We start from the raw sequence: 26,502 nt of genomic DNA on the forward strand, positions 1-26,502 counted from the left end.
CGATCGACAGGAAGAGGAAGACAGTGAAGATGCGACAGGTGTTCAGCACACTTGCCTGCGGCGCTGTGCTGTTGGCCGGGGCGGGCGCGTGCAGCGACGACAAGACGCCCACGGCCAAGGATCCCAGCGATGCCGCCGCCGCGCCGGGGGCCGAGCAGGCCGACCCGGCGGCGCTGGTCAAGCAGGGTATCGAGCAGGGACAGGCTGGTAAGCCCGATGAGGCGAAGGCCACCTTCGAGAAGGTGCTCGCCATCCAAGGGGACAACAAGTTCGCCTGGTTCAACCTGGGCTATCTCGCCCAGTCACGCAACGCGATCGACGAGGCGATCACCGACTACGACAAGGCTTTGGGAATCGACAACTCGTACCGACCGGCGATGTACAACAAGGCCATGCTGCTGGAGGAGACGAAGCCGGACGAGGCGGTCGCGCTGTACCGCAAGATCACTGAGGCCAACGAGAGTGCTTCCACCGCGTACCTGCGGTTGGGTCTTCTGCTGGTGAAGCAGGACGACCGCCACGGAGCCAGGGACGCCTTCAAGTCCGCGCTCGACCTCGACTCGAGCCTGGTCACGGCGGTTCCCGCCGAGTTCCGTACCAAGAAGTCGGCGAGGTGATCGTTCGGTGAAGACGCCACACGTCACGGTTTTCACCGGTAGCAACCGGACCCGTTTCCTCGACGAGTGCCTGCAGTCGTTGCTGGCGCAGACGTACTCGGACTGGGAGTGGGTGGTGATTCTCAACCAGGGGACCCGGTGGCGCCCCGAGGCGAACGATCCACGGATCCGCCTCGTGGTCCGGGACGGACTGGTCGGGGTCGGAGCGGTGAAGCGGCAGGCCTGCGCGGAGGCGTACGGGGACATCCTCGTCGAACTCGACGACGACGACCTGCTCAGCAGCGACTGCCTGGCGGAGATCGTTACGGCCTTCGCGGCAAACCCGGCGGTGGGCTTCGTCTACAGCGACACGGCCCAGATCGGGGAGGACGGTGGCCGGGATGACTCCCGGTTCGCCGCCGCTCACGGGTGGCGCTACCGCGACGAACGGGTCGACGGGCGCGAGGTGTTGGCCTGCCATTCGCTGGAGCCGACTCCACACAACGTCAGCTACATCTGGTACGCCCCGAACCACGTCCGGGCGTTCCGCCGGGATGTGTACGAGAAGGTGGGCGGGTACGACGAGGAACTCGATGTGGCCGACGACCTCGACCTGATGTGCCGGCTGTACCAGGCCGCCGAGTTCCACCACATCCCGAAGTGTCTCTACCTGCAACGGATACACGCCAGAAACACCCAGCGCGATCCGGAGTTCAACGCGCGCATCCAGCGGCGGTCGGTGGAGATATACGACCGGAACATGCAGCTCAACGCGTTGGCCTGGGCCAAGCGGCGGGATCTGTTGGCCCTGGACCTCGGCGCGGCGCACAACAAGCCGGAGGGTTTCCTCGGGCTGGACCGCCGACCCGGCGAGAGTGTGGACATCATCTGCGATGTCAGCAAGGGGATCGACCTGCCGGACAACAGCGTCGGGGTGATCCGGGCGGTCGACTTTCTGGAGCACGTCCCGGACAAGATAGCCATCTTCAACGAGTTGTACCGGATCCTCGCCCCGAACGGACTGCTGCTGTCGCTGACGCCCAGCACGGACGGGCGGGGCGCGTACCAGGACCCGACGCACGTCGCGTTCTACAACGAGAACTCCTTCTGGTACTTCACCAACGAGCGGTACGCGCGCTTCGTACCGGAGATCCGGTGCCGGTTCCAGCTGTCCCGCCTGGCCACGTACTTCCCGACCGATTTCCACAAGGCCAACAACATCCCGTACGTCGTCGCGAACCTGATCGCGGTGAAGGACGAGGTACGCAACGGAGGTGTGTTGACGATCTGAGCGCGTACGTTTCCGAGCGGGCGGTCGGTGGGTATGCGGTGATCAACGGATCGCTACGAACAACCGAAGGGGTAACCAACCATGGTCAATGCCCGAGTCACCGGAACCGTCCGCGTCGAGGGTGAGGTACGGCGATGAGCACCTCGGCGACACCGGCCACCGTGGCGGACTGCCTGCGCGTCGGTACCGGATTCTCGCAGGGGGACCGCAACTGGATCGTCGAGCAGTTCGGGACCCTGGACGCCCGGCTGGCCGCGTTCCCGGTGGACGGGACCGAGCTTGAGGTGACGGTCAAGGACCGGGCGGCCAGGGGACAGAAGGTGACCCTGGAGTGCTGGATCGCCGGTCGACCCAAGATCGTGACCACCTCCAGCGAGGAGGACCTGCGGGCCGCGCTCAACGACTGCCGCGACGACCTGCGGCGGCGGCTCAACGACTCGAAGACCCGGCAGGAGCCTCGGCACAACCGGCGGCTGCGCGAGAACACGCTGCCCGACTCCGGGGCGCCGGACGAGGGGGACCTGCTCGCCGACGACGAGCCGGCCGGTTCGGCGGACGCCGCCAGCCCTGCCTGACGTGGGTGTCCCGCGGCGGCCGGGCCGGACTCCGCTCGAGTTACGGCCGGCTCGCCGAGGCCGATGGTCGTTCACCCGGCGGGTGACTAGCCGGACCGCGACACCAGGCGGAGGAAGCGGATCTGCTCGCCGACGGCCCGGAAGTCGGCGACCGAGCCGTCGACCTCGTACCCCATCAGCCGGCACAGCCGGCGGGCGACGAACCGGTGTCGGGGGGCGTACCGGGCCATGATGTCACCGCCGGTGGCCGGCGGCAGCGGCACCGCGGTGACCGGGTGGCGACGACCACCGACCTGCACGTCGACCTGTGGATGTGCTCGCAGGTTGCGGTACCAGTCGGACCGTGCTCCGAAGCCGGCGGCCACCACGTAGCTGCCGTCGGCGGACCGCTCGACCACCTCCACCACGACCTGCCGCAACCGGCCGGTTCGGCGGCCGACATGGTTGATCAACACGAACCGGCCGCCGAGCAGGATGCCCAGGTGGGCCCGATAGAGCAGGATCGGCAACCGGAACAGCAGTCTGCCCAGCCCCCGGGGTGAGGACGGGGTGCTCAGCTTTCGCATCGGGTGCTCCTTGTCACGTCGGACGCACCGTCCAGGGGCTTCGTCGTCTCGTCCACCAGTCCGGCCAGATCCGGCGCGCCGGCCTCGATGCTACCGGGCCGTCCCGATTGGGCGGTTGCGACCGGGGCGACCCGATCGGTAGCCGGGAAAGGGGCCCTGACCTGGGCCGACGCTGGGTGCTCCGGGTGAAGTTGCTGACAATCGGCCGGCCGCTTTGGCATCCGGCGGAACACGGGCAAATCTGGAGGGATGCCACCTCGCTCGAAGCTGCCCCGTGCCGCCACGCTGCTGCTGACCGGCCTGCTCGCCGGCGCGGTGCTGGCGGTTGCCGCCTTCCCGACCAACGCGCTGCTCGGCGTGGCCGTCAAGGTCGTCGGTGACAGCTTCGCGGAGCTGCCGGCCAACCTGCGGACGCCGCCCACCGCGCAGCGCAGTTACGTGTACGCCAGCGACGGCCGGACGCTGATCACCAGCTTCTACGACGTGAACCGCCGGGACGTGCCGATCGACCAGATCGCCCCCGTGCTGCGGCAGGCGATCGTGGCGGCCGAGGACACCCGCTTCTACCGGCACAACGGCGTCGACCCGCGCGGCCTGGCCCGAGCCCTGGTGGCCAACCGGGGCGGCGAGGTCCGGCAGGGCGGGTCGACGCTGACCATGCAGTATGTCCGCAACGTCCTGAAGACCGACCCGTCGTCCACCCCCGAACAGCGGGCCGCGGCGACCGAGGAGACCGTCGGGCGCAAGCTCCAGGAAATCCGGTACGCCGTGGCGCTGGAGAAGAAGCTCTCCAAGGACGAGATCCTGGACCGGTACCTCAACATCGCCTACTTCGGGTCCGGCGCGTACGGCATCGCCGCCGCCAGCGAGCGGTACTTCGACAAACCGCCCGCGGACCTCACCCTGGGCGAGGCGGCGCTGCTGGCCGGCCTGGTGCAGTCGCCCGACGCGTACAGTCCGATCGACGGCGACCGGGCCGCGGCGCTGGACCGCCGGTCCTACGTGCTGGACTCCATGGTCAAGATGGGCGACATCACCGCGGCGCAGGCCGCCTCGGCCAAGGGGGAGCCGCTCACCCTGCATCCGACCGAACAGCCGAACGGCTGCACCGGTACCCCGGCGGGGCACGACGACTGGGGCTTCTTCTGCGACTACCTGCGGGACTGGTGGCTGAGCCAGCCCGCGTTCGGCGCCAACCGGGCCGAGCGGGAGGCCGCGCTCAACCGCGGCGGCTACAGCATCGTCACCTCGCTGGACCCGACGGTCCAGGCCGCCGCGCAGCACCAGGCGCTGACGGTGTACGGCTACAACAACAAGCGGGCCATGCCGATGGCGGTCGTGCAGCCGGGCACCGGCCGGGTGCTGGCGATGGCGGTGAACCGGCACTACAGCCTGGCCGACAATCCGACCGGTCAGAACAACTACCCCAACACCGTCAACCAGCTCGTCGCCGGGGATGGCGCCATCGACGGCTACCAGGCGGGTTCGACGTTCAAGATGTTCACCATGCTGGCGGCGCTGGAGGCTGGACTGCCGCTGGAGACCGGGTTCGACGCACCCAGTCGGCTCCGCACCGACTATCCCGGCAGCGGACCCGAGAGCTGCGGCGGGTCGTGGTGCCCGGCCAACGCCAACCCCGACTGGATGGACGGGTACCGGACCATGTGGACCGGCTTCGGTCGCTCGGTCAACACCTACTTCGTCTGGCTGGAGCAGCGGGTCGGTGCCGAGAAGGCGGTCGAACTGGCCCAGCGGCTCGGCATCAGGTTCCGGGCCGGCTCCGACGCCGACTTCGCGAAGAACAACCCCAACGGCTGGGGTTCGTTCACCCTCGGCGTCGCCGCCACCACCCCGCTCGACCTCGCCAACGCCTACGCGACGGTGGCGGCCGAGGGGACGTACTGCTCGCCGCTGCCGGTGGACTCCGTGACCGGCCCGGACGGCCGGAAGGTGGACGTCGGCCAACCGGCCTGCAAGCGGGTGCTCGACCCGAAGATCGCCCGGGCGGCCACCGACGCGGCCCGCTGCCCGGTGGGCCAGCAGTCGGCGTACGGCCGCTGCGACGGCGGTACGGCGACCCAGGTGGACGACATCCTCGACGGCCGGCCGGTGGCCGGCAAGACCGGTAGCTCCGAGCAGAACGCGACCGAGACCTTCGCCGCGTTCACCCCGCAACTCGCGATCGCCGGCATCGCCGCCAATCCCGACGATCCGGCCGACCACGTCGGCTCGGCCGTCCAGCAGAAGGTGATCAACGCCGTGGCCCGTACCATGTCGGCGACCCTGGCCGGCCAGCCGGTGCGGGACTTCACCGCGCCGGACCGGGACCTCGCGTTCGGCCCCGACGGCCCGGACCCCGACCCGAAGGTCGAACCAGCCGTTCCCGAGGTCCCCGATGTGGCTGCGGGCGCCAATCCCTGGTCAAACCGCCGCCGAGGCTGACCTACCGCCGCCGCGGCTGACGGGTGGGTGGACCGGGCCGTCAGTCTGCTGGCGGGTGGGTGGACCGGAACGCGCGCCGGTAGGAGTCCGGGGCCACCCCCATGGTCCGGGTGAAGTGCCGGCGCAGCGTGTCCGCGCTGCCGAACCCGCACTGCCGCGCGACCGCTTCGACGGTGTCGTCACCGCGTTCCAGCAGCCGCCCGGCAAGCACCACCCGCTGAGCGTCGAGCCAGGCCCGTGGGGTGGTCCCGGTGACCTGGCGGAACCGGCGGGCGAAGGTACGCGGTGACATCAGCGCGCGGGACGCCAGTTCCGGGACACGCACCGGCTCATGCGGGTTCTCCACCAGCCAGGCCAGCAGGTCCCCCAGTTCGCCGCCGACCGGCACCTCCGGCACCGGAGCCTCGACGTACTGCGCCTGTCCACCGTCCCGGTGCGGCGGGACCACCATGTCCCGGGCGAGGCTGTTGGCCACCTCGGCGCCGTGGACCCGGCGGACCAGGTGTACGCACAGGTCGATGGCCGCCGCCGAACCGGCACCGGTGATGACCGGGCCATCCTCGACGTACAGCCGATCGATCTCGACCGTGACGGCGGGATGGAGACGGGCCAGGCGTGGCGCGTGCGCCCAGTGCGTGGTGGCCCGCCGGCCGTCCAGCAGACCGGCCGCCGCCAGGATGAAGGCGCCGGTACAGAGGCTGGCGACCGTCGCGCCCCGGTCCACCGCCGCCCGGAGCTGCCCCAGCAACGCCGCCGGTGGCGGCCCGCCGGGCGTTGCCGACGGCATCGTGCCGCCGTCGGCTTCCGTAGGTCCTGTCCCCAGCGATGCCGGCGGCGTGCCACCGGTCTCCACCGGCGCTGTTCCGCCGGGCGGGGTCGCGGTGAGCGGCGGCGGCGCCCCGATCACGATGATCAGGTCCGCGCTGGCCAACCGGCTCAGATCGTGGCTGGGGGACACCGTGAAGCCGGAGGTCGTGCGTACCGGGGCCATCCGCTCCGCGCAGACCGCGAAGTCGTAGTCCGGGAGCCCGGCGACCGACCGGTCCAGGCCGAACACCTCGCAGGCCACGCCGAGTTCGAAGGCCGGTACGGGAGCGACCACCGGCACCGCGACGCTGAGCCTCCGGTCAGTGCTGGGCGTCGGTCCGGTGTTGGGCGTCGGTCCGGTGTTGGGCGTCGGTCCGGTGTTGGGCGTCGGTCCGGTGCTGAGCATTCGGTCAGTGTGGCAGAAACTGCGGCCACCGTGGCAGTACTGCCATCCGCCAGGTGCCGCAGAGCGGGGAACAGTTACCCGGGTGACCACGCGAGATGATCGGAGGTCGGAGATGCCGTCCGCACGTTGGGTCAGGATCGGCCTGGCACTGCTCGTCGTCTATCTGGTCTGGGGCTCCACGTACGTGGCGATGCGGGTCGCCGTACACGCGATGCCGCCGCTGACCCTCAGCGGCGTCCGGTTCCTGATCGCGGGCCTGCTGCTCTACGGTTGGGCCGCCTGGCGGCGGCGCCGGGAACCGGGCCGGTGGCCGGCTCCGTCAGCCCGGCAGTGGGCGATGTGCGCCGTCCTCGGTCTGGCGCTGCCGGCCGCCGGCACCGGTGGCGCCACCTGGGCCGAGCAGCGGCTCTCCGCCGGAAGTACGGCCCTGCTGCTGGCCACCATCCCGGTGTGGTTGACCATCGCCGTGAGGGTCGTCGACCGGGAACGGGTCAGCCGGGCGGCCGGTGTCGGCCTGCTGCTGGGCCTGGTCGGCGTGGCCGTACTGGTCGACCCGTTCGGCGGGCGCGGACTGGATCTGCCGGCCGCGGCCGTGGCACTCGGTGGGGCGCTGAGCTGGGGCTGCGGTTCGGTGTACGCCCGGCACGCGGCGACCCCCGAGCAGCCACTGCTGTCCAGCGGGATGGAGATGATCTGCGCCGGCGCCGCGCTGCTGGTCCTCGGCGGGCTCGGCGGGGAGTTCGGCCGGATCCATCCGGCGGCGGTCAGCCCCGGCTCGCTGCTGGCCCTCGGGTACCTGATCGTGTTCGGCAGCCTGCTCGCGTACACCTCGTACGAGTGGCTCATCCATCACACCTCGGGGCAACTGGCCGGCACGTACGCGTTCGTCAACCCGCTCGTCGCGGTCATCCTGGGCGCGTTCCTGCTGTCCGAGCCGGTGACGGGACGGACGGTTCTGGCCGCGGGAGTCATCGTCGTCGGCGTCGCCCTGATCGTGTCCCGACGAACCCAGCCATCGTCTGGCGACGGTTCCCGGTCGCCGGTCGAGGACGATCCCCGGCGGGCAGTCGAATCCAGGTCCGTGGTGGAGTCTGGGCTCGCGGCGCGGTCCCGGGTCACGGCGTCTCGGGTCACGGCGTCTCGGGTCACGGCGTCTCGGGCCGGCGGGGGGTCTCAGCCGGTGGAGGGTTCCGGACCAGGGTAGGGATCGGGTCGACGGTGGCCGGTCGCGACTTTCCCGCGATGCCGCTGATGCCCATAAGCTGATCCAGGTGTGCAGCCTGTCGGCAGTGTCCCGGTGGTGGAACCCGGCTTCATCCCCCGGGACTTCGGTCTCGCCCAACCGGACCGCGCCGGGTGGTGGACCCCCGCGACCTGCGTCGAGTGGGCTCGGCCGTGACCGCGTCGGTTGGTAGCCGGCCGGTACGGCGTCGGATGGTCCCTGACATCTGACGCAGTGGCCGGTCCGGCCGCTTCGTCCGGCGGGCCCGTTGGTTGGCTTCCAGCCCGGTCCGCTCAAGTTTGGTCGCTTCGGCTTGGGTCGTTTCAGCTTGGGTCGCTTCGGCAGCGTGGATGGTGGTGGTTCCGCAGGGGTCGTTGTGCGGGGTCGATCCAGGGTGGTGGGAGGAATTCGGGACGACCGTCCGGGTCCAGTTGGACGGCCCATTCGCCCTGGTGGACGAGACGATGGTGGTATCGGCACAGCAGGACGGCGTTGTGTAGTGCTGTTTGGCCGCCGTCCGCCCAGTGTCTGAGATGGTGTCCGTCGCACCAGCGGGGTGGCCGGTCGCAGGATGGGAAGGCACAGCCACGGTCGCGCAGCACCAGCGCCCGGCGCAACGGCCCGGTGAACAACCGCCGCTGCCGGCCCACATCCAGCACCTGACCGCGACCGCCCAGTACCGCGGGCAGGATCGTCGCATCGCAGGCGAGTCGGCGTACGGCCTCGGGTGTGAGGCGCAGGCCGCTGTCCAGTGTGCCCGGGCCGAGGAGGCCGGCGGGGACCCGAGTGCCCCTGTCCACGGGCGCCCCGGCGGTCCTGTTGATCCGACGGGAGTTCCCGATGGGCTGGAACCGGGCGGTCATCCCGCTGGTGCGGAACCGGCTGGTGGTTTCGGTGGTCTGGGGTTTTCCGGCGACCGTTCCGCCGGAGCGGAATCGGTTGGGGGGTTCGTTGAGCTGGGATTGGTTGGTGGTCGTTCCGCTGGTGCGGAGCTGGCCGGCGGTCGTACCAGCAGGCGGGTAGCCGAGGATTGCGATACCGGTGTCGTGGAGAGCCGCGGCCAACTCGCGGTAGTCCGTGGTGACGACGATCTGTGCCGGGTCGCCACCGTTCTCTGGCAGTTCGCCCGTGCGCAGGGCCAGGCGGGTCAGCTCGGCGAGGGCATCGTGCCGGCGTTGGCCGGGCGTGCGGTCGTCCCCGGGTCCGTTGGGTCCGGTCAGCGGATCGAGGGCGGCCAGCAGCGTCGCGCCGGCTTCGGCGTCGAGGAGCCCCCGTAACCGTATCGAGCCGTTCTCGCCGCTGAACAGGGTGAGGTGCCGATGCCGGTGTGTGTGCCGCTCGGCCCGCCGCAGAGCGCGGCGGTCTGCCTCCTCGGCGGCCTCCGGGGCCACATGCCAGAGGACGCGGTCGGCCAGTCTCCGGAGGGCTGCTGGTTCGAATCGGTGTGCCTCGGCGAGCAGGGTGGACAGGGCCTTGCCCGCGATCTCCGGGCCGGCCTCCGCGCGGACATTGCCGACAGCTTCGGCGATGATCCTGGCCTGGCGCAGGGTGACCCGACCGGTGGTCACGGCTTCCTGGAGGGTCGGACCGGCGGTATCCCTGCCGCATCCCGAGGTCGTCTCCAAGCTCGGGCCGCCGAGGTCCGGAGGGGCGGTGCTCGGGCCGGCGTCGGACCCGGTGATGGCGTCGGGCCCGGTGGTCGGGTCGGGCCCGGTGGTCGGGTCGGGCTCGGTGGTGGTGTCGGGCCTGGTGGTCGCGTCAGGCCCGGTGGTCGGGGTGGGCGCGCTGCCGCTGATGCCTGAGGTGTCACCGCCACCATCCAGCCAGGCGGCGTCGGCGACCAGCCGGCGGGCGTCGGCGATCGGTGTCCGGAGTCGGTCCCGCAGCCAGGTCGCGGTTGAGGTGGCGCCGTGGGTGCGGGCGAGACCGCGACCGTCCACTTCCCGCACCAGCATCAGCTCCAGCGCAGCCAACCGCTGACCCAACCGGTGCGCCTCGTCCAGCGCGTCAACGAGCCTGGCCTCGGGCATGGCCCAGACCGGCGCGGCCAGGCAGGAGCCCACCGCGTCGTCAATCCGTGCCAACCGCCCGAGCATGTCTTCACGTTCGCACGGACCTCCGACAGTTCTTCGCGTCGTAGAGCGACCAGCCGCTCACACTCAGATACTGCGGCAAGCGGCAAATCCGAAGCTCATGGAACCGTGTGGGAGCGGCCTGGTGGCCTGGTCGGCGGGTCGGCTGAAGTTCGTCGGGGTGGAACGAGACAGGGTGGTACCGGCAGACCTCCAGCGACCTCGGGCTCAGCGGTCGTCGCCGCTGCCGCCCAGCACGCCACGGCCCTGGCGGCTGGCCAGCTTGGCCAGATTGGCCGTCGCGATGTCGTCCAGGGACAGATCGAGGTAGTCGGCGAGCACCGCCAGATACCAGAGCACGTCACCGAGTTCCTTGGCGATGTCGGCACGGTCGATCCGCGACTCGTCACTGTCGAGGTCGCGTACCCATTTCTTGAATTTTTCGGCGACCTCTCCCGACTCGCCAACCAGTCCGAGCACCAGATGCAGCAACTCGTTCTTCTTGTCGCGCGCAGCGGCAGTGCGGAGAGCGCCGCGCTGGTACTCGGCCAGGTCCATGGCCGACCAGTATGGTCGAATCCCTGTCGGAACCGGTCACCACCCGCCGACGGAACCCGCAGGCTGCCGAGGCGGCGCGGAGCGGCGATTGCGGAAATTGACTGATGACTCAGTGTAGTCAGACAACTGCCGGAAAGTACTACGGAAAGAATCGCGAATCCGTTCATCCGATCGGCTCGTCGGCCCGTACCTGAAGTGGAACGTTGGCACGGCGCGAGATCGAGGAGCGGATGGCTCGGAAACAACAGACCCAGCTGCCGGAGGCGCCGCGGAGCACCAGCAGCAGAACTGGTCGTACGGTGTCCCGCCGGGCCGTGGTCGGTCTGGTCGCGTCGATCATGGCCGTGCTCTGGGCCGCGATGATGCTCACCTCGGCCGGTCAGGTCGTCTACGCGTACCTGTTCGTCTTCACCGAGTTCTACGGTGGCGTGGCCACCCTCGTGTTGCTGAGCATCACCGTGATGGTGGGGGTGGTGTCCACCGACCGGATCGTGCTGATGATCCGGCACCGGGTGCTGTTGCAGTCCGCGCACCGCGCCCTCGGCACCATGGCGGTGGGCGCGCTGGGGCTGCACATCCTCACGAAGATCGCCGAGGGGCACGCCGGACTGCTCGACCCGGTGCTGCCGTTCGTGTCGGGTCGCGGGTTCTTCATCGGGCTCGGCACCCTGGCCGGCTGGTCCATGGCCGCCGTGATGTGGACGGGCATCGTCCGGATGCGGTGGGCCGGGGTCGGCAAGCCGTGGATGTGGCGGGCGCTGCACAGCACCGCGTACGTCTCCTGGCCGATCGCGCTGGTCCACGGGCTCAACGCCGGGCGTACCCCGGCGGGCTGGGTGACGGCCAGCTACGTGGTGTGCGTGCTGCTGGTGGTCGTGGCGCTGATCGTGCGGCTGTCGGTGAGCCTGGGCCGGAAGCGGCGGGAGGCCGAGCGTAATCCGGCCGCGGGCCGGGCCGCCGGCGCGGCGGCCGACGAGGTCGGCGGTTCCCGCTCGGTCCGGTGGCCGATCAGCAAGGGCGGGTCCGACGTGCGGGTGGCCCGGAAGGTCCAGGCCGAGCCGATCGGGCCGGCCACCATGGTGGACTCCTGGGCCCCGGCGGCCAGCTACCGGGCGGTGGGCTCACCGCGCCGGCGGGGGGACCGGGACCGCTTCACGGTGCCGCGGGTACCGGCCCAGCCGGGTGACCGGCCGGCGTGGCAGAGCGAACCCACCGGCACCCGGCCGGAGGTCCGGGAGAGCGAGCCGGCGGCATGGGAGCGGGAGCCGGCCGAGCGTCGCCGCGACGAGCACCGGAGCGGCGCCGCCGCGCGGTACGAGCGGTCCGTCGAGCGCGAGACCGAATCCACCGAGCGGCCCCGCTCCCGGTACGCCGAGCGGAACGTGCCGGAGGAGCCCTGGGACAGCCCGCGCCGGTGGTCCGGTGCGGACGACGCCGACCTCGGCGCTGCCGAGGTGGCGGACAGCAACTACTGGGAGGCGCCCCGCAGCTACAGTGCGCCGCCGGTCGAGCGTTCCGTCAGCGGCGGTCGGCCCCGGCACAGCCGGGAGGACGACGAGGACGACTACCCGCCAGCGGAGCGGGAGGAGCGGTACGCCCCCGTCGGCCGCGCCGCCCGGTACGAGCCGGACCTCGCCGGACGCTACGAGCCGGACTTCGAGGATGACACGCCCACCCTGGTCGACCTGGCCTCCCGGCGCGCGATGCGGGCCGCGGAGGGTGCCTCCGGCGGTCGTGCGGGCCGGCGTAAGCGCGGCGGTGCCGAGGACGGTCGCCGGGCCGCGGCGGACGCCGCCGACAGCGCCTACTGGGCGCAGCTGCGGGGTGAGGCGCGGTGATCGCGGCGCCACCGGCCGTGCCGCCGGTCGCGTGCTTCGGCGAGCCACGCCTGACCGCCGGACTCGACGAGTTCGGCGCGTTGGACCTGGCCGCCCACGAGGAGGTACACGGCCCGGTCGGTCCGCTGTCCATCAGCTCGCTGCTGCGGCTGGCCGAGGACATCCGGCTGACCGGGCGGGGCGGCGCGGGGTTTCCGTTCGCCCGCAAGTTGCGGGCCGTGCTGGAGTCGGCCCGCAACCAGCAGTCGCCGCCGGTGGTGGTGGTCAACGCCACCGAGGGCGAGCCGGCGAGCTGGAAGGACAAGGTCCTGCTCACCCGGGCGCCGCACCTGGTCCTCGACGGCGCGGCGCTCGCCGCGTACGCGCTGGACGCCGAGGAGATCGTGATCGGCGTGGCCGACGACGGCGTGGGGGAGGCTTCGCTCGCGGCGGCGCTGCGGGAGCGGCAGATGCCGGTGGACACCGGGATCGTCACCGTGCCGCACCGGTTCATCTCCGGCGAGGGTGGCGCGCTGGTCCGGGGCATCAACGGCGAGGCGCACATCCCGCCGGGGCGCAAGCAACGGGCCAGCGACACGGGCGTCTCCGGCCTGCCCACGCTGCTGTCGAACGCGGAGACGTACGCGCAGCTGGCGCTGGCCGCCCGGCTCGGACCGTACGAGTACGCGGCCGTGGGCACCGAGAAGGAGCCGGGCACCGTCCTGCTCACCGTGGGCGGCGCGGCGGGCCAGCCGGCCGTGGTGGAGTGCCCCACCGGCACCCCGTTGGCCGACGTGCTCGCGCTGTGCGACGCACCGTCCGGCCCCGGGGTGCTGGTGGGCGGCTACCACGGCAAGTGGATCACCGCGGAGGCCGCCGCCAGGGCCGAGGTCTCCCGGGCCGGGCTGGCGGCGGTGGGCGGCACGCTCGGCGCCGGCATCATCCTGCCGCTCGGCGACGACACCTGCCCGCTGGGCGAGGTGGCCCAGGTGGTCCGCTACCTGGCCGGTGAGTCGGCGGGGCAGTGCGGCCCGTGTCGGCTCGGGCTGCCGGACCTGGCCCGGGCCACCGACCTGGTCGTCTCGGGAGCCGGGGCCGCCGAGGTGGTGCGGTCCGCGGCCGGCGTGGTCAAGGGCCGTGGGGCGTGCAGCCACCCGGACGGTACGGGCCGGTTCGCCACCTCGGCCCTGGAGGTCTTCGCGGCCGATGTCGCCGCGCACACCAAGCGGGACGGCTGCGGCAAGCGGGTCAAGAGCGTGCTCGGACTGCCCGAGGCGCCGAACGTCGTCAAGCGGCGGCTCGCCGTGGACTGGTCGCGGTGCGACGGGCACGGCCTGTGCGCGGTGGTGGTGCCCGAGTTCATCCGGTTGGACGACAACGGCTTTCCCAGCTTCCCCCCGACCCCGGTGCCGACCTGGCTGGAGGGCGGGGCGAGGAAGGCCGTGCAGATGTGCCCGGCCCTGGCCCTGCGGCTCAGCGAGGAGTGACATGCCGGTTCCCCGCCGCGCGGCGGTAGCCGTACCGGTGCTGCTGGTGGCCCTGCTCGGCGCCGGCTGCGCGGCCGGGCCGGACCGGGACGCGGCCGGCCCGGCGGGTACCGGTGCCAGGGCGGGCAGCGGCTCGCCGGGCGCCACCGGGCCGGCCGGTACGTCGGTGCCGGTGCCGGCCGCGCTCACCTTCACCGGCCGCACGCTCGACGGCCAGCCGTTCCCGGGCGCCAGCCTCGCCGGCCGGCCGATGGTGCTCTGGTTCTGGGCCCCATGGTGCGCGACCTGCGCCGGCGAGGCGTCCTCGGTGGCGGACATGGCCGCGGCACACGGTGACCGGGTGAACTTCCTCGGCGTCGCCGGCCTGGGGAAGAACAAGGCGATGCGGGACTTCGTCACCGAGTTCGAGTTGCAGCGGGTGCCACAGCTCGACGACCAGACCGGAACGATCTGGCGACGCTTCTCGGTCACCGAACAGAGCACCTACGTGCTGCTGGACGCCGGGGGTCGGGAGGTGGCTCGCGGCTGGTTGGACGACCTGTCGTTCGAGCGGTGGATCACCCGGCTCGCGGGCCGATGACCACCGCGCTGCTGCTGGCCGTCGGCGCCGGGATGCTCGGCGCGGTGAACCCGTGCGGCTTCGCGCTGCTGCCGGCGTACCTGTCGCTGCTGGTCGCCGGCCCACCGACCCGGTCGCCGGCCGCCGCGGTCGGCCGCGCGCTGGCCGCCACCGCGGCGTTGACCTGCGGGTACGTCGCCGTGTTCGGCGCCTTCGGCCTGCTGCTGGCCCCGCTGGCCGGCTGGGTGCAGCCCCGGCTGCCGTGGCTGACCAGCGTGCTCGGGCTGCTGCTGGTGCTGCTCGGCGGTTGGCTGCTGGCCGGTCGGGGCCTGCCCGCCCTGCCGGGCGCGGTGGCTGCGCCGCGGCTGCGCCGGTCGGTCCCGGCCATGGCGCTGTTCGGCGCCGCGTACGCGCTGGCGTCGGTGAGCTGCGCGATCGCCCCGTTCCTGGCCATCGTGGTGACCGGCCTGCGCACCGGCTCGGCGGTCGACGGGGTCGTGCTGCTGCTCGGCTACGCCGGCGGGATGGCCCTGGTGGTGGGGGTGACCGCCGTCGCCGTCGGGCTGCTGCGGGCTTCGCTGGTGGCCCGGCTGCGCCGGCTCGGCGCGCTGGTGCCCCGGCTGGGCGGTGCGGTGCTGGTGCTGGCCGGCGGGTACGTCTGCTACTACGGCTGGTACGAGCGGCGCCTGTTCGGCGGCACGCGCGGCGCGGCCCGGGACCCGCTCGTCGGCGCCGCCACCGGAATCCAGCACCGGCTCGTCGCGCTGGTGGATCTCATCGGACCCGGCTGGTTCGCCGTGGTGCTCGCGCTGCTGGCCGCGGCCGGCTTCGGCGCCGGCCGCCTCGCCCGGTCGTAGACGTGAGGAAGAGAGGTAAGGAAGGGCACCTTCTTATCGTTTTCGGTATAGGAGGGGTCCCTTCCTGACGGGTCAGGCCGGCGCGGTCAGGACGGGGCCGCGCCCGGGACGGACGGGTCAGTAAAGGGCGTAGGCGTAGCCGACGTGCGGGACCCGTTCGATCCGGTCCGGCCGGTCCAGCTTGGCCCGCAGCCGCCGCACGTAGGCGTCCACCACGTTGCTGCCCGGGTCGAAGGTCAGCCCCCACACGTCCGCCAGCAACTCGTCCCGGCTGCACGGTTGCCCCGCCCGGGTCATCAGGTGTTGCAACAGCAGGAACTCCCGCAGCGGCAGGCCGATGTCCGTACCGTTCACCGCGGCTCGACGTCGGTGCAGGTCGAGGCGTACCGGGCCGACCTGGAGCCACCGGGCCGCCGCGCCAGCCGCCGCGGACCGCATCCGAGCGCGGACCCGGGCCACCAGTTCGGCCACCGCGACCGGCTTGGCCAGGAAGTCGGCCGCCCCGGACGCCAGCACGGCGATCCGGGTGCCGATCTCCGGCACCGCGGAGAGCACCAGGAACCGGTGCCCCGGTCGTTCGGCCAGCAGCCGTTGCAGCACCTGCCGGCCGTCGATGCCCGGCGGCACCAGGTCGAGGACCACCAGATCGAACTCCCGGCCGAGCGCGGCGGCCAGGCCGGCCCGCGCGCCGCCCCACTCCGGGGCCGTGCCACCACCGTTCAGTGCCCGGGTGACGAGCCGGCCGACCCGGTCGTCCTCGAACACGGGTACCCATCCCACCCGGTCCCCCTCATTCCATGCCCGCAGCCTCTGCCTTCTATAAAGCCCTGAGTCGCCGCTCAGGGGCACCACCGAACGGTGCCAACTCGTGTCGCCGTTCCGACACGGCCGACCCGGCGGCGCGGGTGGGCGGCCCGACGGCACCAGGTACCGGCTGCCCGAGGGGCGCGGTGTGCAAGGGAGGCGGTGTGCAAGGGGGCGGTGTGCAAGGGGGCGGTGTGCAAGGGGGCGGTGTGCAAGGGGGCGGTGTGCAAGGGGGGCGGTGTTCGAGGGAGCGCGGCTGTTCGACGGCTCGTGGTGTGGTCGGGTGGCGTCCCTCAGCTGAGACCGGTGAGCATCAGGTCGATCTCGCCCAGTTCATCGGGTGACAACTGCGGACCGGTCAGGGTCGCCACGTTCGACTCCAACTGGGCCACGCTGCTCGCACCGATGATCAGGCTGGTCATCCGGGGATCGCGCAGGGCCCAGGCCAGCGCCAGTTGGGCCAGCGACTGGCCCCGGCGGGCGGCCAGTCCATTCAGGTCGTGCACGACAGCCATGGTTCCCGGCGTCAGGTCGCGCTCGGAGAGGAAGTCGCTGGTGCGTACCCGGGAGTCGTCCGGAATGCCGTTCAGGTACCGGTCGGTGAGCAGACCCTGGGCCAGCGGGCTGAACGCGACGCAGCCGGCGCCGGCCTGCTCCAGCGTGTCGAGCAGGCCGTCCCGCTCGGTCCACCGGTTCAGCATCGAGTACGACGGCTGGTGCAGCAGCATGGGGGTGCCGAGGTCGCGCAGGATGGCCGCCGCCCGGGTGGTCTGCTCGGCGGAGTAGTTGGACAGGCCGACGTACAGTGCCCGACCGGACCGGACGGCGGTGTCCAGCGCACCCATCGTCTCCTCCAGCGGGGTGTCCGGGTCGGGGCGGTGCGAGTAGAAGATGTCCACGTAGTCCAGGCCCATCCGGCGCAGCGAGGCGTCCAGGGAGGACAGCAGGGACTTGCGGGAGCCCCACTCGCCGTACGGGCCGGGCCACATCCGGTAGCCGGCCTTGGTCGCGATGATCAGCTCGTCGCGGTACCGACCGAGGTCGTTGAGGAGCACCCGGCCGAACCGTTCCTCGGTCGAACCGGGCGGCGGCCCGTAGTTGTTGGCCAGGTCGAAGTGGGTGATGCCCAGGTCGAAGGCGCGCAGCAGGATCTCCCGCTGGTGGTCCTGCGGTCGGCCGTGGCCGAAGTTGTGCCACAGTCCGAGCGAGATGGCGGGCAGGTGCAGGCCGCTGCGGCCGGCCCGCCGATAGGTCATCGAGTCGTAACGCGCGGGAGCGGCGAGGTAGGTCACGGCCCGAGGGTAGTGCGGACCGGGTCGCCGGTACGGCAGCGGGTTCGGCGTGCCGACCGGACGGTAACATCGCCCCGGTGAGCGGCACGGAGGACGCCGGGGACACGGCCCTGAGCAGCGGCGGCGACCCGCCGCCGACCCGCAAGTCGGACCGGACCCGGTCGGCGATCCTCCGGGCGGCCCGGCGGCAGTTCTCCGCCGTGGGATACGACAAGGCGAGCGTCCGGTCGATCGCCGCCGAGGCCGGCATCGACCCGTCGATGGTGATCCGTTACTTCGGCAGCAAGGACGGGCTGTTCGCCGCGGCCGTGGGTGTCGACCTGGCGCTGCCGGACCTGACCGCCGTACCCGTCGACGAACGGGGTACGGCGATGGCCGAGCACTTCGTCCGGCGCTGGGAGGGTGACCTGCACGACGACGCGCTCGCCCTCGTGCTGCGGTCGGCGGTCACCCATCCGGCGGCGGCCGAGCGGGTCCGGGAGGTCTTCCGGGACCAGCTGGTGGCGATGGTCGCGGCGGTGGTACCGGCCGGTGAGGCGGCCCGGCGGGGCGGGCTGATCGCCACCCAGGTGCTGGGGCTGGCACTCTGCCGCTATCTGCTGCGGCTTCCGCCGGTGGTGGGGATGGAGCCGGCCGCGCTCGCCCGGTACGTCGGCCCCACCCTCCAGCGCTACCTGACCGGGCCGCTGGACTGAACCGGGGGACCGGCCCAGCCCGCCAGTACCGCCGCGAGGTCGGCCGGGACCGGGCCCGCGCCGGCCGGGTCCGGCTCCGGGTCGGAACCCGCCCAGCCCAGGTGGCCGTCGGGACGTACCAGCAGGGTGCTCCGCCGGCCGTCGGCCCGGACCACTGTGGTCACCCGGTCCGCCCAGCCGGCCGGCGGCGCCGCCGGTCCGGGCGCGACGAGCACGAACCGGCCGGCGCGCAGTGCCGCGTACAGCCGGTCCGGGCCGTCGGCGACGGCCATCAGTGGCAGGTCCGGGACCCGGGCACCGACCGATCGGTGCGCCCCGGGCGGCGCGGGGTAGCGGGTGGCGAGCGCGGAGACCCGCAGCGCCAGCCGGTCGTTCACCGCGGGCAGCCGGGTGCCGATCCGGACCAGCGTGTCCCGCAGCCGGCGCGGGGCGCCGGACAGCAGGGCCGCCCGCAGCAGGGCGCCGCTGGTCCGCAACACCTGGGTCCCGACCGGATGCCGTTCGGCCTGGTACGTGTCGAGCAGGGCATCGGCCGCGCCGTGCCGCAGCACCGCCGCCAGCTTCCAACCGAGGTTGGCCGCGTCCTGCAAACCGGTGTTCATGCCCTGCCCGCCGGCCGGGGAGTGGACGTGCGCCGCGTCCCCGGCCAGGAAGACCCGGCCCGACCGGTACGTGGTGGCCTGCCGTTCGTCGCTGTGGAACCGGGAGGTCCAACGGGCGTCGTGCATCCCGAAGTCGGTGCCCAGGGCCTCCCGGGTCAGCGCGGCGACCTCGGCCAGGTCGACCGGGGCGCTGTCCGGCAACCGCTGGGTACGGTCCCAGGCGATCACCCGGTACCAGCCGTCCCCGTACGGCGCCAGGAACGCGAAGGCGCGGCCGTTCGCGTTCGCCATCAGCACCTCGGGCGGATTCTCGCGGAGCCGGACGTCGGCCAGCATCACCGACCGCACCACCGACCGCCCGGGAAAGTCGATGCCCAGCCGGGTCCGGACGGTGCTGTGTACGCCGTCCGCGCCCACCACGTACCGGGCGCGCAGGGTGCGCGTGCCGTCCCCCTCGCGGATGGTCACGCGCACCCCGTCGGGATCCTGGGCCAGGCCCGTCACCTCGGCACCGTGCCGGAGCTGGACGCCCAGTCCCGTCGCCCGGCGGGCCAGCACGCCCTCGGTGTGGTACTGCGGGGTGACCAGCACGTACGGGAACCGGCTCGGCAGGCGGCCCAGGTCGAGCTGGGCGCCGCCGAACAGCCGCAGCCGGCGGACCGGCTGGCCCGTGGCGATCAGCTCGTCGGCCAGGCCACGGGCGTCGAACAGCTCCAGCGTGCGGGCGTGTACGGCGAAGGCCCGGGTCAGGTTCGACTCGTGCTCCCGTCGTTCCAGCACGACGCAGGACACCCCGGCCGCCGCCAGGTCACCGGCCAGCAGCAGTCCGGTGGGGCCGGCACCGACGATCAGAACCTCCGTGTCGATGTTCACGACGCCTCCCTGAGACAGTTTGCCAACGCTTGTTGACAAACGTATCCAGGGTCATCGGGGTATGTCAACGACTGTTGAGTTTCCGTCACCGGATGCGGCCGACGGACCGGGTGGGCCGGCTGGGCCGGGTGTGGCGGATGGGGAGAGCGGTCAGTCGAGCCGGACCGGCATGACGATCGAGTAACGCTGTTCCGTGGCCGGCCGGACAGCCAGCGGCCGGATCGGACCGTCCAGTTCCAGCACGAGCTGTCCCGGTCCGCCCGCGTCGAGGGCGTCCAGCAGGAACTCCCGGTCCACCCCGACGTACTCCCCGGCGGCACTGCCCGGATCGGTCACCGAGACCCCGCCGGCCGGATCCACAGTCAGCACCACGATGTCCCGGGACACGCCATTGTGCTCCCGCACCACGGCGGCGCCGGTCCGGACCGCGGACCGCAGTGCGGCGCCGTCGACGGTCACCCGGCGACGCTGCTCCGACCCGATGTCCCGGAGCAACCGGGCCACGTCCGGGAACTCGCCCTCGACGGCCGTGCCGGTGAGCGTCCGGCCACCGACCACGACCGCGAGGTCCCGGCCGGTCGTCTCCACCGCGACGGTTCCCCCGGTCGCGACATCGGCCCCGGTACCGGCCGCCACATCGGCCCGCGAGCCGGCGTCGGGGCCGGCGACGTCGAGCTGGCGCCGCAGCTCGTCGACCAGGTCGGTCGGCACGACGAGCCGGACCGGCGGTCCGGCCCGGTCGGACAGCGGCGCGGCGGACACGGCCAGCCGGTAGCGGTCGGTCGCCACCAGCCGTAGCTCGTCGTCGGCCAGCTCGAACAGGACTCCGCAGAGCGCCGGTGTCTCGGGACTGCTGGCGACGGCGAAGCGTACGGCGTCCAGGGCGGCGGCCAGCGCGACAGCGGAAACGGTGTAGCGGGTCTGCATGGGGTTCTCCTCGCGGATCAGCAGGGCGTGGACGCGGGAGAGTTCGCGGCGGGCGTCGGTCAGACCGTCCTCCAGCCGGCGCAGGTGTGCGTCGAGCAGCGCCCGGACGGCCTCCGGGTCCCGCCGCCGGGCGAGCACCGTGGTGATCTCGGCCAGCGGCATGCCGACCCGGCGCAGGCCGGCCAGCAGGCGTGCCGGGACCAGCTGGTCCTCGGCGTACCAGCGGTAGCCGGTCTGCGGGTCCACCACGGCCGGCACCAGTACGCCGGCGCCGTCGTAGAACCGCAGGGCGCTCACCGACAACCCGCTGGCGCGGGCCATCGCGCCGATGCCGCGCAACTCACTCTCCACGCCGAGAGATCCTGGGACCTCGACCGGGTCGAGGGTCAAGTGCGCACCGGCACACCGAGGGCCCGTCCCATGGCCTGGCGACCCCGGGCCGGTGCGGCGGGGTCGGAGTGCATCCGCAGGGCCTGGTTGACCGCCATCACCGCGCCGCCGAGCTCGAACAGCAACTGCGGCACGTCGGTGTCGGCCGGCAGGTCACCGGCCCGGACCGCCCGTTCCACCTGCCAGCGCAGCTCGCGCTGCCACCGTACGACGTAGCCGGCGAGCGCGTCCCGGACCGGCCCGGGACGGTCGTCGAACTCGGCGATGGCGGCGATGAAGAAGCAGCCACCAGGGAAGACGCCGCGTTCCAGGTAGCCGATCCAGGAGTCGCAGACCGCCAGCAGCCGGGGCAGGCCCGGCGGTCGGTCCGCGACCGGCTCCCACACCTGTCGCCAGAAGATGTCGGCGGCGTGGTCGAGCACCCGCAGTTGCAGGGTCTCCTTGGCGCCGAAGTGGCCGAGCAGGCCGGATTTGCTCATGCCCAGCTCGGCGGCGAGCCGGCCGATGGTGAGCCCTTCGAGGCCCGTGGTCGAGGCCAGTTCGACGGCACGGGCCAGGATCGCCGCCCGGGTCTGTCGGGCGGCCGCGGCGGAGGCGCGGGGACTCACCGGGCCACTATAGCCGGGTGCGCCGGTCTTAACATCCGATCGTTCGGTCGCTATATTGCTTCTCCAACTCGGGGGAGGGATCGCATGCTGTACCGGTTCACGCGGCTGCTGCTCGCACCACTGGCCCGGCTCGTCTACCGGCCGGTGGTCACCGGCCGGCACCACGTACCGGCCACCGGCCCGGTGATCCTGGCCAGCAACCACCTCGCCTTCGTGGACAGCGTCGTCATCCCGCTCGTGGCACCCCGGCCGGTGGTCTTCCTGGCCAAGGCCGAGTACTTCACCGGCCACGGGGTGCGGGGCACGCTGGCCAGGTGGTTCTTCCGGGCGCTCGGCGCCGTCCCGGTCGAACGCGGCGCCAACCGGGCCGCCCGGGCCGCGCTGGACACCGCGCTCGACGTGCTGGACCGGGGGGAGGCGTTCGGCATCTATCCCGAGGGCACCCGGTCGCTGGACGGGCGGCTCTACCGGGGCCGGACCGGGGTCGGCTGGTTGGCCCTCAGCGCGGGCGTGCCGGTGGTGCCGGTGGCGCTCACCGGCACCGACCGGATCCAGCCACCGGGGACCCGGCTGCCCCGGATCCACCGGGTGACCGTGCGGTTCGGCCCGCCGCTGTTCTTCGGCGGGGGAACCGGGCCACGCTCCGACGGGGGAGACGGGTCACTCTCCGACGGGGGACACGGCGCACCGCCGACCGCGGCAGCCCGCCGGGCCGTGACCGACGAGATCATGGCGGCCATCGCCGCCCTCTCCGGGCAGGACCGGGCCACCGGTTACAACGACCCGCCGACGACCCACCGGTGACCGGAGCGGCGGGGGCGACGGGTCTGCTCAGCCGGCGGTTTCGAGCACCCGGAAGCCGATGCCGGCCCGGATCAGCCGGTCGAGCAGGGCGTCGCCCATCGCGACGGCCGTGGTGACCTGGCCGGCCGAGGGCGGCAGCGGATCCAGCGCCAGACACAGCGCCGCCTCGCCGAGCATCTTCGCCGTCTCGTCGTACCCGGGGTCCCGGCCGGTGACCTCGGTGACCACCCGGCGGCCGCCACCGGTGCCCAGGAACCGGACGCTGAACCAGCCCTTGGCCCGCTGCCGTTCCGATGGTCCCTGCCCGGCGGACAGCCGGCCCAGCAGCCAGTCCCTGGCCGGCGGAATCCGCACCAGACCAGCCAGCCCGGCCAGGCCCGCCACCCCGGCCAGCGCGGTGGGCAGGTGCCGCAGGGCGGCGTGGTGCGAGTAACGGAAGTCCGGCCCGTACACCGGCAGCGCGGCTGCGGACCGCCGGATCACCAGCAGGTCGATGGTCGGCAGCGGCAGCGCCCACATGCCCAGCTCGGCCACCCGGCCGGGGCGGCCGGGCGCCGCCCGGATCCGCCGGTCCACCGGGTCCGGCTGGGCCGCACGGCGTTCCCGGGCCACCGCCGCCGTCTCGCGCTGCCGGGAGATCGCGAGCAGGGCCGAATGGTACGTACCGGCCGAGAACCGTCCGCCGGCCCGGACGTAACCGGACAACTCAATCGGTACGTCCCGGGGCAGCCGCTGGACCGTGAAGTACGCCCCCAGGTCGTGCGGGACGGAGTCGAATCCGCAGGCGTGCACGAGCCGGGCGCCGGTGCGCTCGGCGGTGGCGTGGTGCCGCAGGTACATCCGGTCGACGAACTCCGGTTCGCCGGTGATGTCCAGGTAGTCGGTGCCGGCCGCCGCGCACGCCGCGACCAGCGACTCGCCGTACCGTTGGAAGGGCCCGACCGTGCTGGCCACCACCCGGCTGTCCGCCGCGACCCGGGCCAGCGAGGCCGGGTCGGTGACGTCCGCGGTCAGCAGCGGCAGTTCACCGAGCCGTGGCTCGGCGGAGGCGAGATCCCGGCGCAGCGCCGCGAGCCGGTCCCGGTTACGGCCGGCCAGCGCCCACCGGAGGCCGGCCGGGACGGTGGCGGCCAGGTAACGGGCGGTCAGTCCGCCGGTGAAGCCGGTGGCACCGAACAGGACGAGGTCGTACGGGCGTTCCGTGGGCACCTCCGCAGTCTCGCACCGACCCGGCGCCGCCGCCCGGTCGGCTCGGCCCGGTGCTGTGGCCGGGGGTGGATGCCGGTCGGGTGAGCCGGACTCCTCCGCAAGGGGTGAAGCGGCTCGGCCCGGGTAATCCGGGCGGCCGGCCGGGGATCCGACCGGCCGACCGGAGGAGGTAACCCACAGGTGTTCCAGGATCAGCACGGAGACCTCACGGCACCGCCACTGCTGGCCGGCCGGCTCAGCCCGCCGCCCGTACCCGACGCGCTCGTCGACCGACCCCGACTGCACCGGTTGCTGGACGCGGGCGCGGCCGGCCCGGTCACCCTCGTCTCGGCCCCGGCCGGATGGGGTAAGACGGTCCTGCTCAGCGCCTGGCAGCGGGCCACCGGTACCCGGCCGGTGGCGTGGCTGACCGTCGAACCCACCGATCCGGCCGGCCGGCTCTGGTCGTACCTGGCCACCGCGCTCACCGGCGGTCCGGCGATCGGTGACCCGGCCACCCCGGACTTCCTCGACCGGCTCGCGGGCGCGGTCGCACGGCGGGACGAACCGGCGGTGCTGATCCTGGACGACGTCCACCGGGGTGCCGAGCCCGACCTGCTGGACGGGCTGGACTTCCTGCTGCGGCACTGCGCGGGCCGGTTGCGCCTGGTGCTGGGCGCCCGGACGGATCCGGTCCTCGCGCTGCACCGCTGGCGACTGAGCGGGGAACTCACCGAGATCGGCGCCGCCGAACTCGCGTTCACCCCGGCCGAGACCGAGGAACTGCTGGTGGCACACCGGGTGCGCCTGCCGGCCGACCGGATCGCCGAGCTGGTCGCCCGTACCGAGGGCTGGGCCGCCGGACTGCGGCTCGCGGCCCTGGCCCTGCGCGAGCACCCCGACCCCGACCGGTACGCGGCCGAGTTCGGCGGCGACGATCCGGGCGTGGCCGGTTACCTGCGGGCCGAGGTGCTGGCCGGGCTGCCGGAGCGGACCAGGGACGCGCTCCGCCGGGCCGCCGTTGCCGAACGGATCTCCGCCGACCTGCTTGCCACGCTCGGTGAATCCGCTGACCCCGCTGACGCTGGTGACCCCGCCGGCCCCGGCCCCGCTGACCCGGCCGAGCTGCTGGCCGGCGCGGAGCGGACCGGGTTCGTGCTGCCGGTGGGGACCCGCCCGCCGACCTGGCGCTGCCACCGGCTGCTCGCCGACCACCTGCGCGGGGAACTGGCCCGACTGCCCGAGCGGGAGGTGCGTGACCTGCACCGCCGGGCCGCCGACTGGGCGGTGGCGCACGACCAGCCGGCGGCGGGACTGCGGCACGCACTGATCGCCGACGACCGGCCGTTGGCCCGCCGGATCCTGCTCGACCACTGGCCGGAGCTGCTCCCGGCGGTCCCCGCCGAGCCCACCGGCGCGGTACCGGCAGCACCTCCGGCGGACCTCGACGGTGACCCGGAACTGGCCCTGGCGTACGCGGCGGACCTGCTCCGGGAGCGCGACCCGGCGCCGGTCGTCGCCATCCTGGACCGGCTGGCCGGGTCGTCCGGATCGGACCGGCTGGCCGGGTCGTCGGGATCGGGTCGACGGGGCGGGACCGTACCGGTGATCCTCGCCGGCCTCCGGCTCGGCGTCGCGCAGCTCGACGGTGATCCGCACGCGGTGGCGGCGGCCGCCCGGCGGCTGCTCGCCACCCTGGACCCCTCGGCCGAGACCGTCGACCACGGGCCCGTGCCGCTCGATCACCCGGCCGACACCGTCGACCGTACGCCCGCGACGCTGCCCGACCGGGGCACCGTGGCCGGCGCGCGGGCCCTGGCGCGTACGGCGCTCGGCCTGGTCCGGCTGGGCGCCGGCGAGCTGACCTCGGCCGAGGACGAGCTGCGGGCCGCCGTCGCCGGCTCGGACGGTCCGGGGCGGCCGGAACTGGCGGCCACCGCCCGACTCGCGCTGACCCAGGCGGTACGCGGTGCGCTGCGCGCGGCCGACGAATCCGCGCGTACCGCACTGGCGCTGCCGCCGTGCCGGGACCGGCAGTCCGCGCTCGACTGCGCGCCCGCGTACCTCGCGCTGGCCATCGTGGCCGCGGAGCGGGACCGGCTCGCGGAGGCCGAGGCGCAGCTCGCGCTGGCCGACGGTGCGCTGGACCCTCGGTGCGAACCCGTGGTCGCGGCCCTGGTCGAGCTGGTCCGGGCCCGGCTCCGGACCGCCGGGGCCGATCTGGCCGGTGGGTTCCAGGCCGTGCTGGCCGGGCGGCAGCGGTTGGCGGACCGGCCGGCGCCGCTGGTCACGGCCGCGCTGCTGGCCGCCGAGGCGCAGTTGCGCACCGCGAACGGTGATCTCGACGGCGCGCGGAACCTGCTGGTCCCGGCCGCGCAGACCGCCGCCGGCGCCACCGCGTCGATCGCAGTCGAGTTGGCCCGGGTCGAGCTGCTGGCCGGAGATCCGGGCGCCGCGACCCGGGCCCTGCCGGACTGGGACGGCCCGTCCGCCGCCGACTGCCCGTTGCCGGTACGCCTGGAAGCCGGACTGCTGGCCGCCCTGGCCGCTCTGGCCGGCTCGGCTGCCTGGGCCGGTTCGGCTGGCTCGGCTGGTTCGGCCGGTTCGGCCGGCGCGGCCGGTTCGGCTGGCTCGGCCGGTTCGGCTGGCGGTGACGGCCGGCGGGCCGGCCGGATCGTCGAACGGGTCCTCGACCTCGCCGATCCGGAGGGTTACCGCCGGGTGTTCACCCGGTCCCACCCGTCGGTCCGCGAGTTGCTGGCCGCGCGACTGGATGCCGGCACCGGGCACTGGCCAATGCTGGCCGAGGTGTTACGGGGCACCGAGCCGCCGCCGGTCGGTGCTGTCGCCCCGGTCGCGCTCGGTGAGCCGCTGACCGAGCGGGAGCTGACCGTGCTGCGCTACCTGCAGAGCATCCTGTCCAACGTGGAGATAGCGAGCGAGCTGTCGCTGTCGGTGAACACGGTCAAGACGCATGTCCGCAACATCTACCGCAAGCTTGACGCCAGCCGCCGGCGTGAGGCGGTCACCCGGGCTCGCGAGCTGCACCTGATCTGACTCCCGA

At 73.1% G+C, this 26,502-nt stretch carries 22 protein-coding genes; 12 read left to right on the plus strand and 10 right to left on the minus strand.

Annotated features, from left to right (window positions below):
* Positions 1 to 29: 29 nt before the first annotated feature.
* The 3 genes from ACXN5W_RS14535 (at position 30) to ACXN5W_RS14545 (ending at position 2,462) form a co-directional block, all read left to right on the plus strand.
* The gene (locus ACXN5W_RS14535) at positions 30 to 617 is read left to right on the plus strand and encodes a tetratricopeptide repeat protein (protein WP_473158841.1); all 588 of its coding nucleotides are present in this window, start codon (positions 30 to 32) and stop codon (positions 615 to 617) included.
* A gap of 7 nt (positions 618 to 624) precedes the next feature.
* Entirely contained in the window at positions 625 to 1,887 is a 1,263-nt protein-coding gene (locus ACXN5W_RS14540; protein ID WP_473158796.1) for a glycosyltransferase, read from the plus strand.
* A 134-nt stretch (positions 1,888 to 2,021) separates the two neighbouring features.
* The gene (locus ACXN5W_RS14545; RefSeq protein WP_473158797.1) at positions 2,022 to 2,462 is read left to right on the plus strand and encodes an HPF/RaiA family ribosome-associated protein; all 441 of its coding nucleotides are present in this window, start codon (positions 2,022 to 2,024) and stop codon (positions 2,460 to 2,462) included.
* A gap of 86 nt (positions 2,463 to 2,548) precedes the next feature.
* Here the strand turns inward: ACXN5W_RS14545 and ACXN5W_RS14550 are convergent, their stop codons facing one another.
* The gene (locus tag ACXN5W_RS14550) at positions 2,549 to 3,028 is read right to left on the minus strand and encodes a nitroreductase family deazaflavin-dependent oxidoreductase (protein ID WP_473158798.1); all 480 of its coding nucleotides are present in this window, start codon (positions 3,026 to 3,028) and stop codon (positions 2,549 to 2,551) included.
* A 249-nt stretch (positions 3,029 to 3,277) separates the two neighbouring features.
* On the opposite strand from ACXN5W_RS14550, the gene ACXN5W_RS14555 reads away from it, so the two are divergent.
* On the plus strand, positions 3,278 to 5,470 hold the full coding sequence (locus tag ACXN5W_RS14555) for a transglycosylase domain-containing protein (protein ID WP_473158799.1): 2,193 nt from the start codon (positions 3,278 to 3,280) through the stop codon (positions 5,468 to 5,470).
* 40 nt (positions 5,471 to 5,510) lie between these two features.
* Here ACXN5W_RS14555 and ACXN5W_RS14560 read toward each other — a convergent pair whose 3' ends face one another.
* Entirely contained in the window at positions 5,511 to 6,683 is a 1,173-nt protein-coding gene (locus ACXN5W_RS14560; RefSeq protein ID WP_473158800.1) for a GlxA family transcriptional regulator, read from the minus strand.
* A 112-nt stretch (positions 6,684 to 6,795) separates the two neighbouring features.
* Here ACXN5W_RS14560 and ACXN5W_RS14565 point away from each other — a divergent pair, with 112 nt between their 5' ends.
* Positions 6,796 to 7,887, plus strand: a complete 1,092-nt coding sequence (locus tag ACXN5W_RS14565; RefSeq protein WP_473158801.1) for an EamA family transporter — start codon at positions 6,796 to 6,798, stop codon at positions 7,885 to 7,887.
* Positions 7,888 to 8,228: 341 nt separating this feature from the next.
* On the opposite strand, the gene ACXN5W_RS14570 is transcribed toward ACXN5W_RS14565, so the two are convergent.
* Both ACXN5W_RS14570 and ACXN5W_RS14575 read right to left on the minus strand, forming a co-directional pair.
* On the minus strand, positions 8,229 to 9,989 hold the full coding sequence (locus ACXN5W_RS14570) for an HNH endonuclease signature motif containing protein (protein ID WP_473158802.1): 1,761 nt from the start codon (positions 9,987 to 9,989) through the stop codon (positions 8,229 to 8,231).
* A 216-nt stretch (positions 9,990 to 10,205) separates the two neighbouring features.
* The gene (locus tag ACXN5W_RS14575) at positions 10,206 to 10,535 is read right to left on the minus strand and encodes a nucleoside triphosphate pyrophosphohydrolase family protein (protein WP_473158803.1); all 330 of its coding nucleotides are present in this window, start codon (positions 10,533 to 10,535) and stop codon (positions 10,206 to 10,208) included.
* A 203-nt stretch (positions 10,536 to 10,738) separates the two neighbouring features.
* Here ACXN5W_RS14575 and ACXN5W_RS14580 point away from each other — a divergent pair, with 203 nt between their 5' ends.
* The 4 genes from ACXN5W_RS14580 to ACXN5W_RS14595 are packed head-to-tail and all read left to right on the plus strand — an operon-like array spanning position 10,739 to position 15,255.
* Positions 10,739 to 12,373, plus strand: a complete 1,635-nt coding sequence (locus ACXN5W_RS14580; RefSeq protein WP_473158804.1) for a hypothetical protein — start codon at positions 10,739 to 10,741, stop codon at positions 12,371 to 12,373.
* Positions 12,370 to 13,839, plus strand: coding sequence for an NADH-ubiquinone oxidoreductase-F iron-sulfur binding region domain-containing protein (locus ACXN5W_RS14585; protein ID WP_473158805.1), 1,470 nt, complete (start codon positions 12,370 to 12,372; stop codon positions 13,837 to 13,839). Before ACXN5W_RS14580 ends, ACXN5W_RS14585 begins: the two co-directional genes overlap by 4 nt.
* A gap of 1 nt (position 13,840) precedes the next feature.
* Positions 13,841 to 14,419: a TlpA family protein disulfide reductase gene (locus ACXN5W_RS14590; RefSeq protein WP_473158806.1), complete on the plus strand. Its 579-nt coding sequence runs from the start codon at positions 13,841 to 13,843 to the stop codon at positions 14,417 to 14,419.
* Positions 14,392 to 15,255 carry a cytochrome c biogenesis CcdA family protein gene (locus ACXN5W_RS14595; protein ID WP_473158807.1) on the plus strand — a complete coding sequence of 288 codons (864 nt, stop codon included), beginning with the start codon at positions 14,392 to 14,394 and terminating at the stop codon, positions 15,253 to 15,255. The genes ACXN5W_RS14590 and ACXN5W_RS14595 overlap by 28 nt, the downstream gene beginning before the upstream one ends.
* 117 nt (positions 15,256 to 15,372) lie before the next feature.
* On the opposite strand, the gene ACXN5W_RS14600 is transcribed toward ACXN5W_RS14595, so the two are convergent.
* On the minus strand, positions 15,373 to 16,035 hold the full coding sequence (locus ACXN5W_RS14600) for a response regulator transcription factor (RefSeq protein ID WP_473158808.1): 663 nt from the start codon (positions 16,033 to 16,035) through the stop codon (positions 15,373 to 15,375).
* A gap of 317 nt (positions 16,036 to 16,352) precedes the next feature.
* Positions 16,353 to 17,351, minus strand: coding sequence for an L-glyceraldehyde 3-phosphate reductase (gene mgrA, locus ACXN5W_RS14605; protein WP_473158809.1), 999 nt, complete (start codon positions 17,349 to 17,351; stop codon positions 16,353 to 16,355).
* Positions 17,352 to 17,428: 77 nt separating this feature from the next.
* Between mgrA and ACXN5W_RS14610 the strand changes: the two genes are divergently transcribed.
* Positions 17,429 to 18,046 carry a TetR/AcrR family transcriptional regulator gene (locus ACXN5W_RS14610; protein ID WP_473158810.1) on the plus strand — a complete coding sequence of 206 codons (618 nt, stop codon included), beginning with the start codon at positions 17,429 to 17,431 and terminating at the stop codon, positions 18,044 to 18,046.
* On the opposite strand, the gene ACXN5W_RS14615 is transcribed toward ACXN5W_RS14610, so the two are convergent.
* The 3 genes from ACXN5W_RS14615 to ACXN5W_RS14625 all read right to left on the minus strand — a co-directional run bounded on the left by ACXN5W_RS14615 (position 18,022) and on the right by ACXN5W_RS14625 (position 21,446).
* The gene (locus ACXN5W_RS14615) at positions 18,022 to 19,521 is read right to left on the minus strand and encodes an FAD-dependent monooxygenase (RefSeq protein ID WP_473158811.1); all 1,500 of its coding nucleotides are present in this window, start codon (positions 19,519 to 19,521) and stop codon (positions 18,022 to 18,024) included. The two genes, ACXN5W_RS14610 and ACXN5W_RS14615, sit on opposite strands and share 25 nt — an antisense overlap.
* 150 nt (positions 19,522 to 19,671) lie before the next feature.
* Entirely contained in the window at positions 19,672 to 20,799 is a 1,128-nt protein-coding gene (locus ACXN5W_RS14620) for a DNA polymerase III subunit beta family protein (protein ID WP_473158812.1), read from the minus strand.
* Between the two features lie 35 nt (positions 20,800 to 20,834).
* Positions 20,835 to 21,446, minus strand: coding sequence for a TetR/AcrR family transcriptional regulator (locus ACXN5W_RS14625; RefSeq protein ID WP_473158813.1), 612 nt, complete (start codon positions 21,444 to 21,446; stop codon positions 20,835 to 20,837).
* Positions 21,447 to 21,530: 84 nt separating this feature from the next.
* On the opposite strand from ACXN5W_RS14625, the gene ACXN5W_RS14630 reads away from it, so the two are divergent.
* Positions 21,531 to 22,250: a lysophospholipid acyltransferase family protein gene (locus ACXN5W_RS14630; protein ID WP_473158814.1), complete on the plus strand. Its 720-nt coding sequence runs from the start codon at positions 21,531 to 21,533 to the stop codon at positions 22,248 to 22,250.
* A 27-nt stretch (positions 22,251 to 22,277) separates the two neighbouring features.
* On the opposite strand, the gene ACXN5W_RS14635 is transcribed toward ACXN5W_RS14630, so the two are convergent.
* Positions 22,278 to 23,459 carry a saccharopine dehydrogenase family protein gene (locus ACXN5W_RS14635; protein WP_473158815.1) on the minus strand — a complete coding sequence of 394 codons (1,182 nt, stop codon included), beginning with the start codon at positions 23,457 to 23,459 and terminating at the stop codon, positions 22,278 to 22,280.
* A 180-nt stretch (positions 23,460 to 23,639) separates the two neighbouring features.
* On the opposite strand from ACXN5W_RS14635, the gene ACXN5W_RS14640 reads away from it, so the two are divergent.
* Complete coding sequence (locus ACXN5W_RS14640) at positions 23,640 to 26,495, plus strand: LuxR C-terminal-related transcriptional regulator (RefSeq protein ID WP_473158816.1); 2,856 nt, start codon at positions 23,640 to 23,642, stop codon at positions 26,493 to 26,495.
* Positions 26,496 to 26,502 lie beyond the last annotated feature (7 nt).

The sequence above is a fragment of the Plantactinospora sp. A48 genome, from assembly GCF_055793945.1.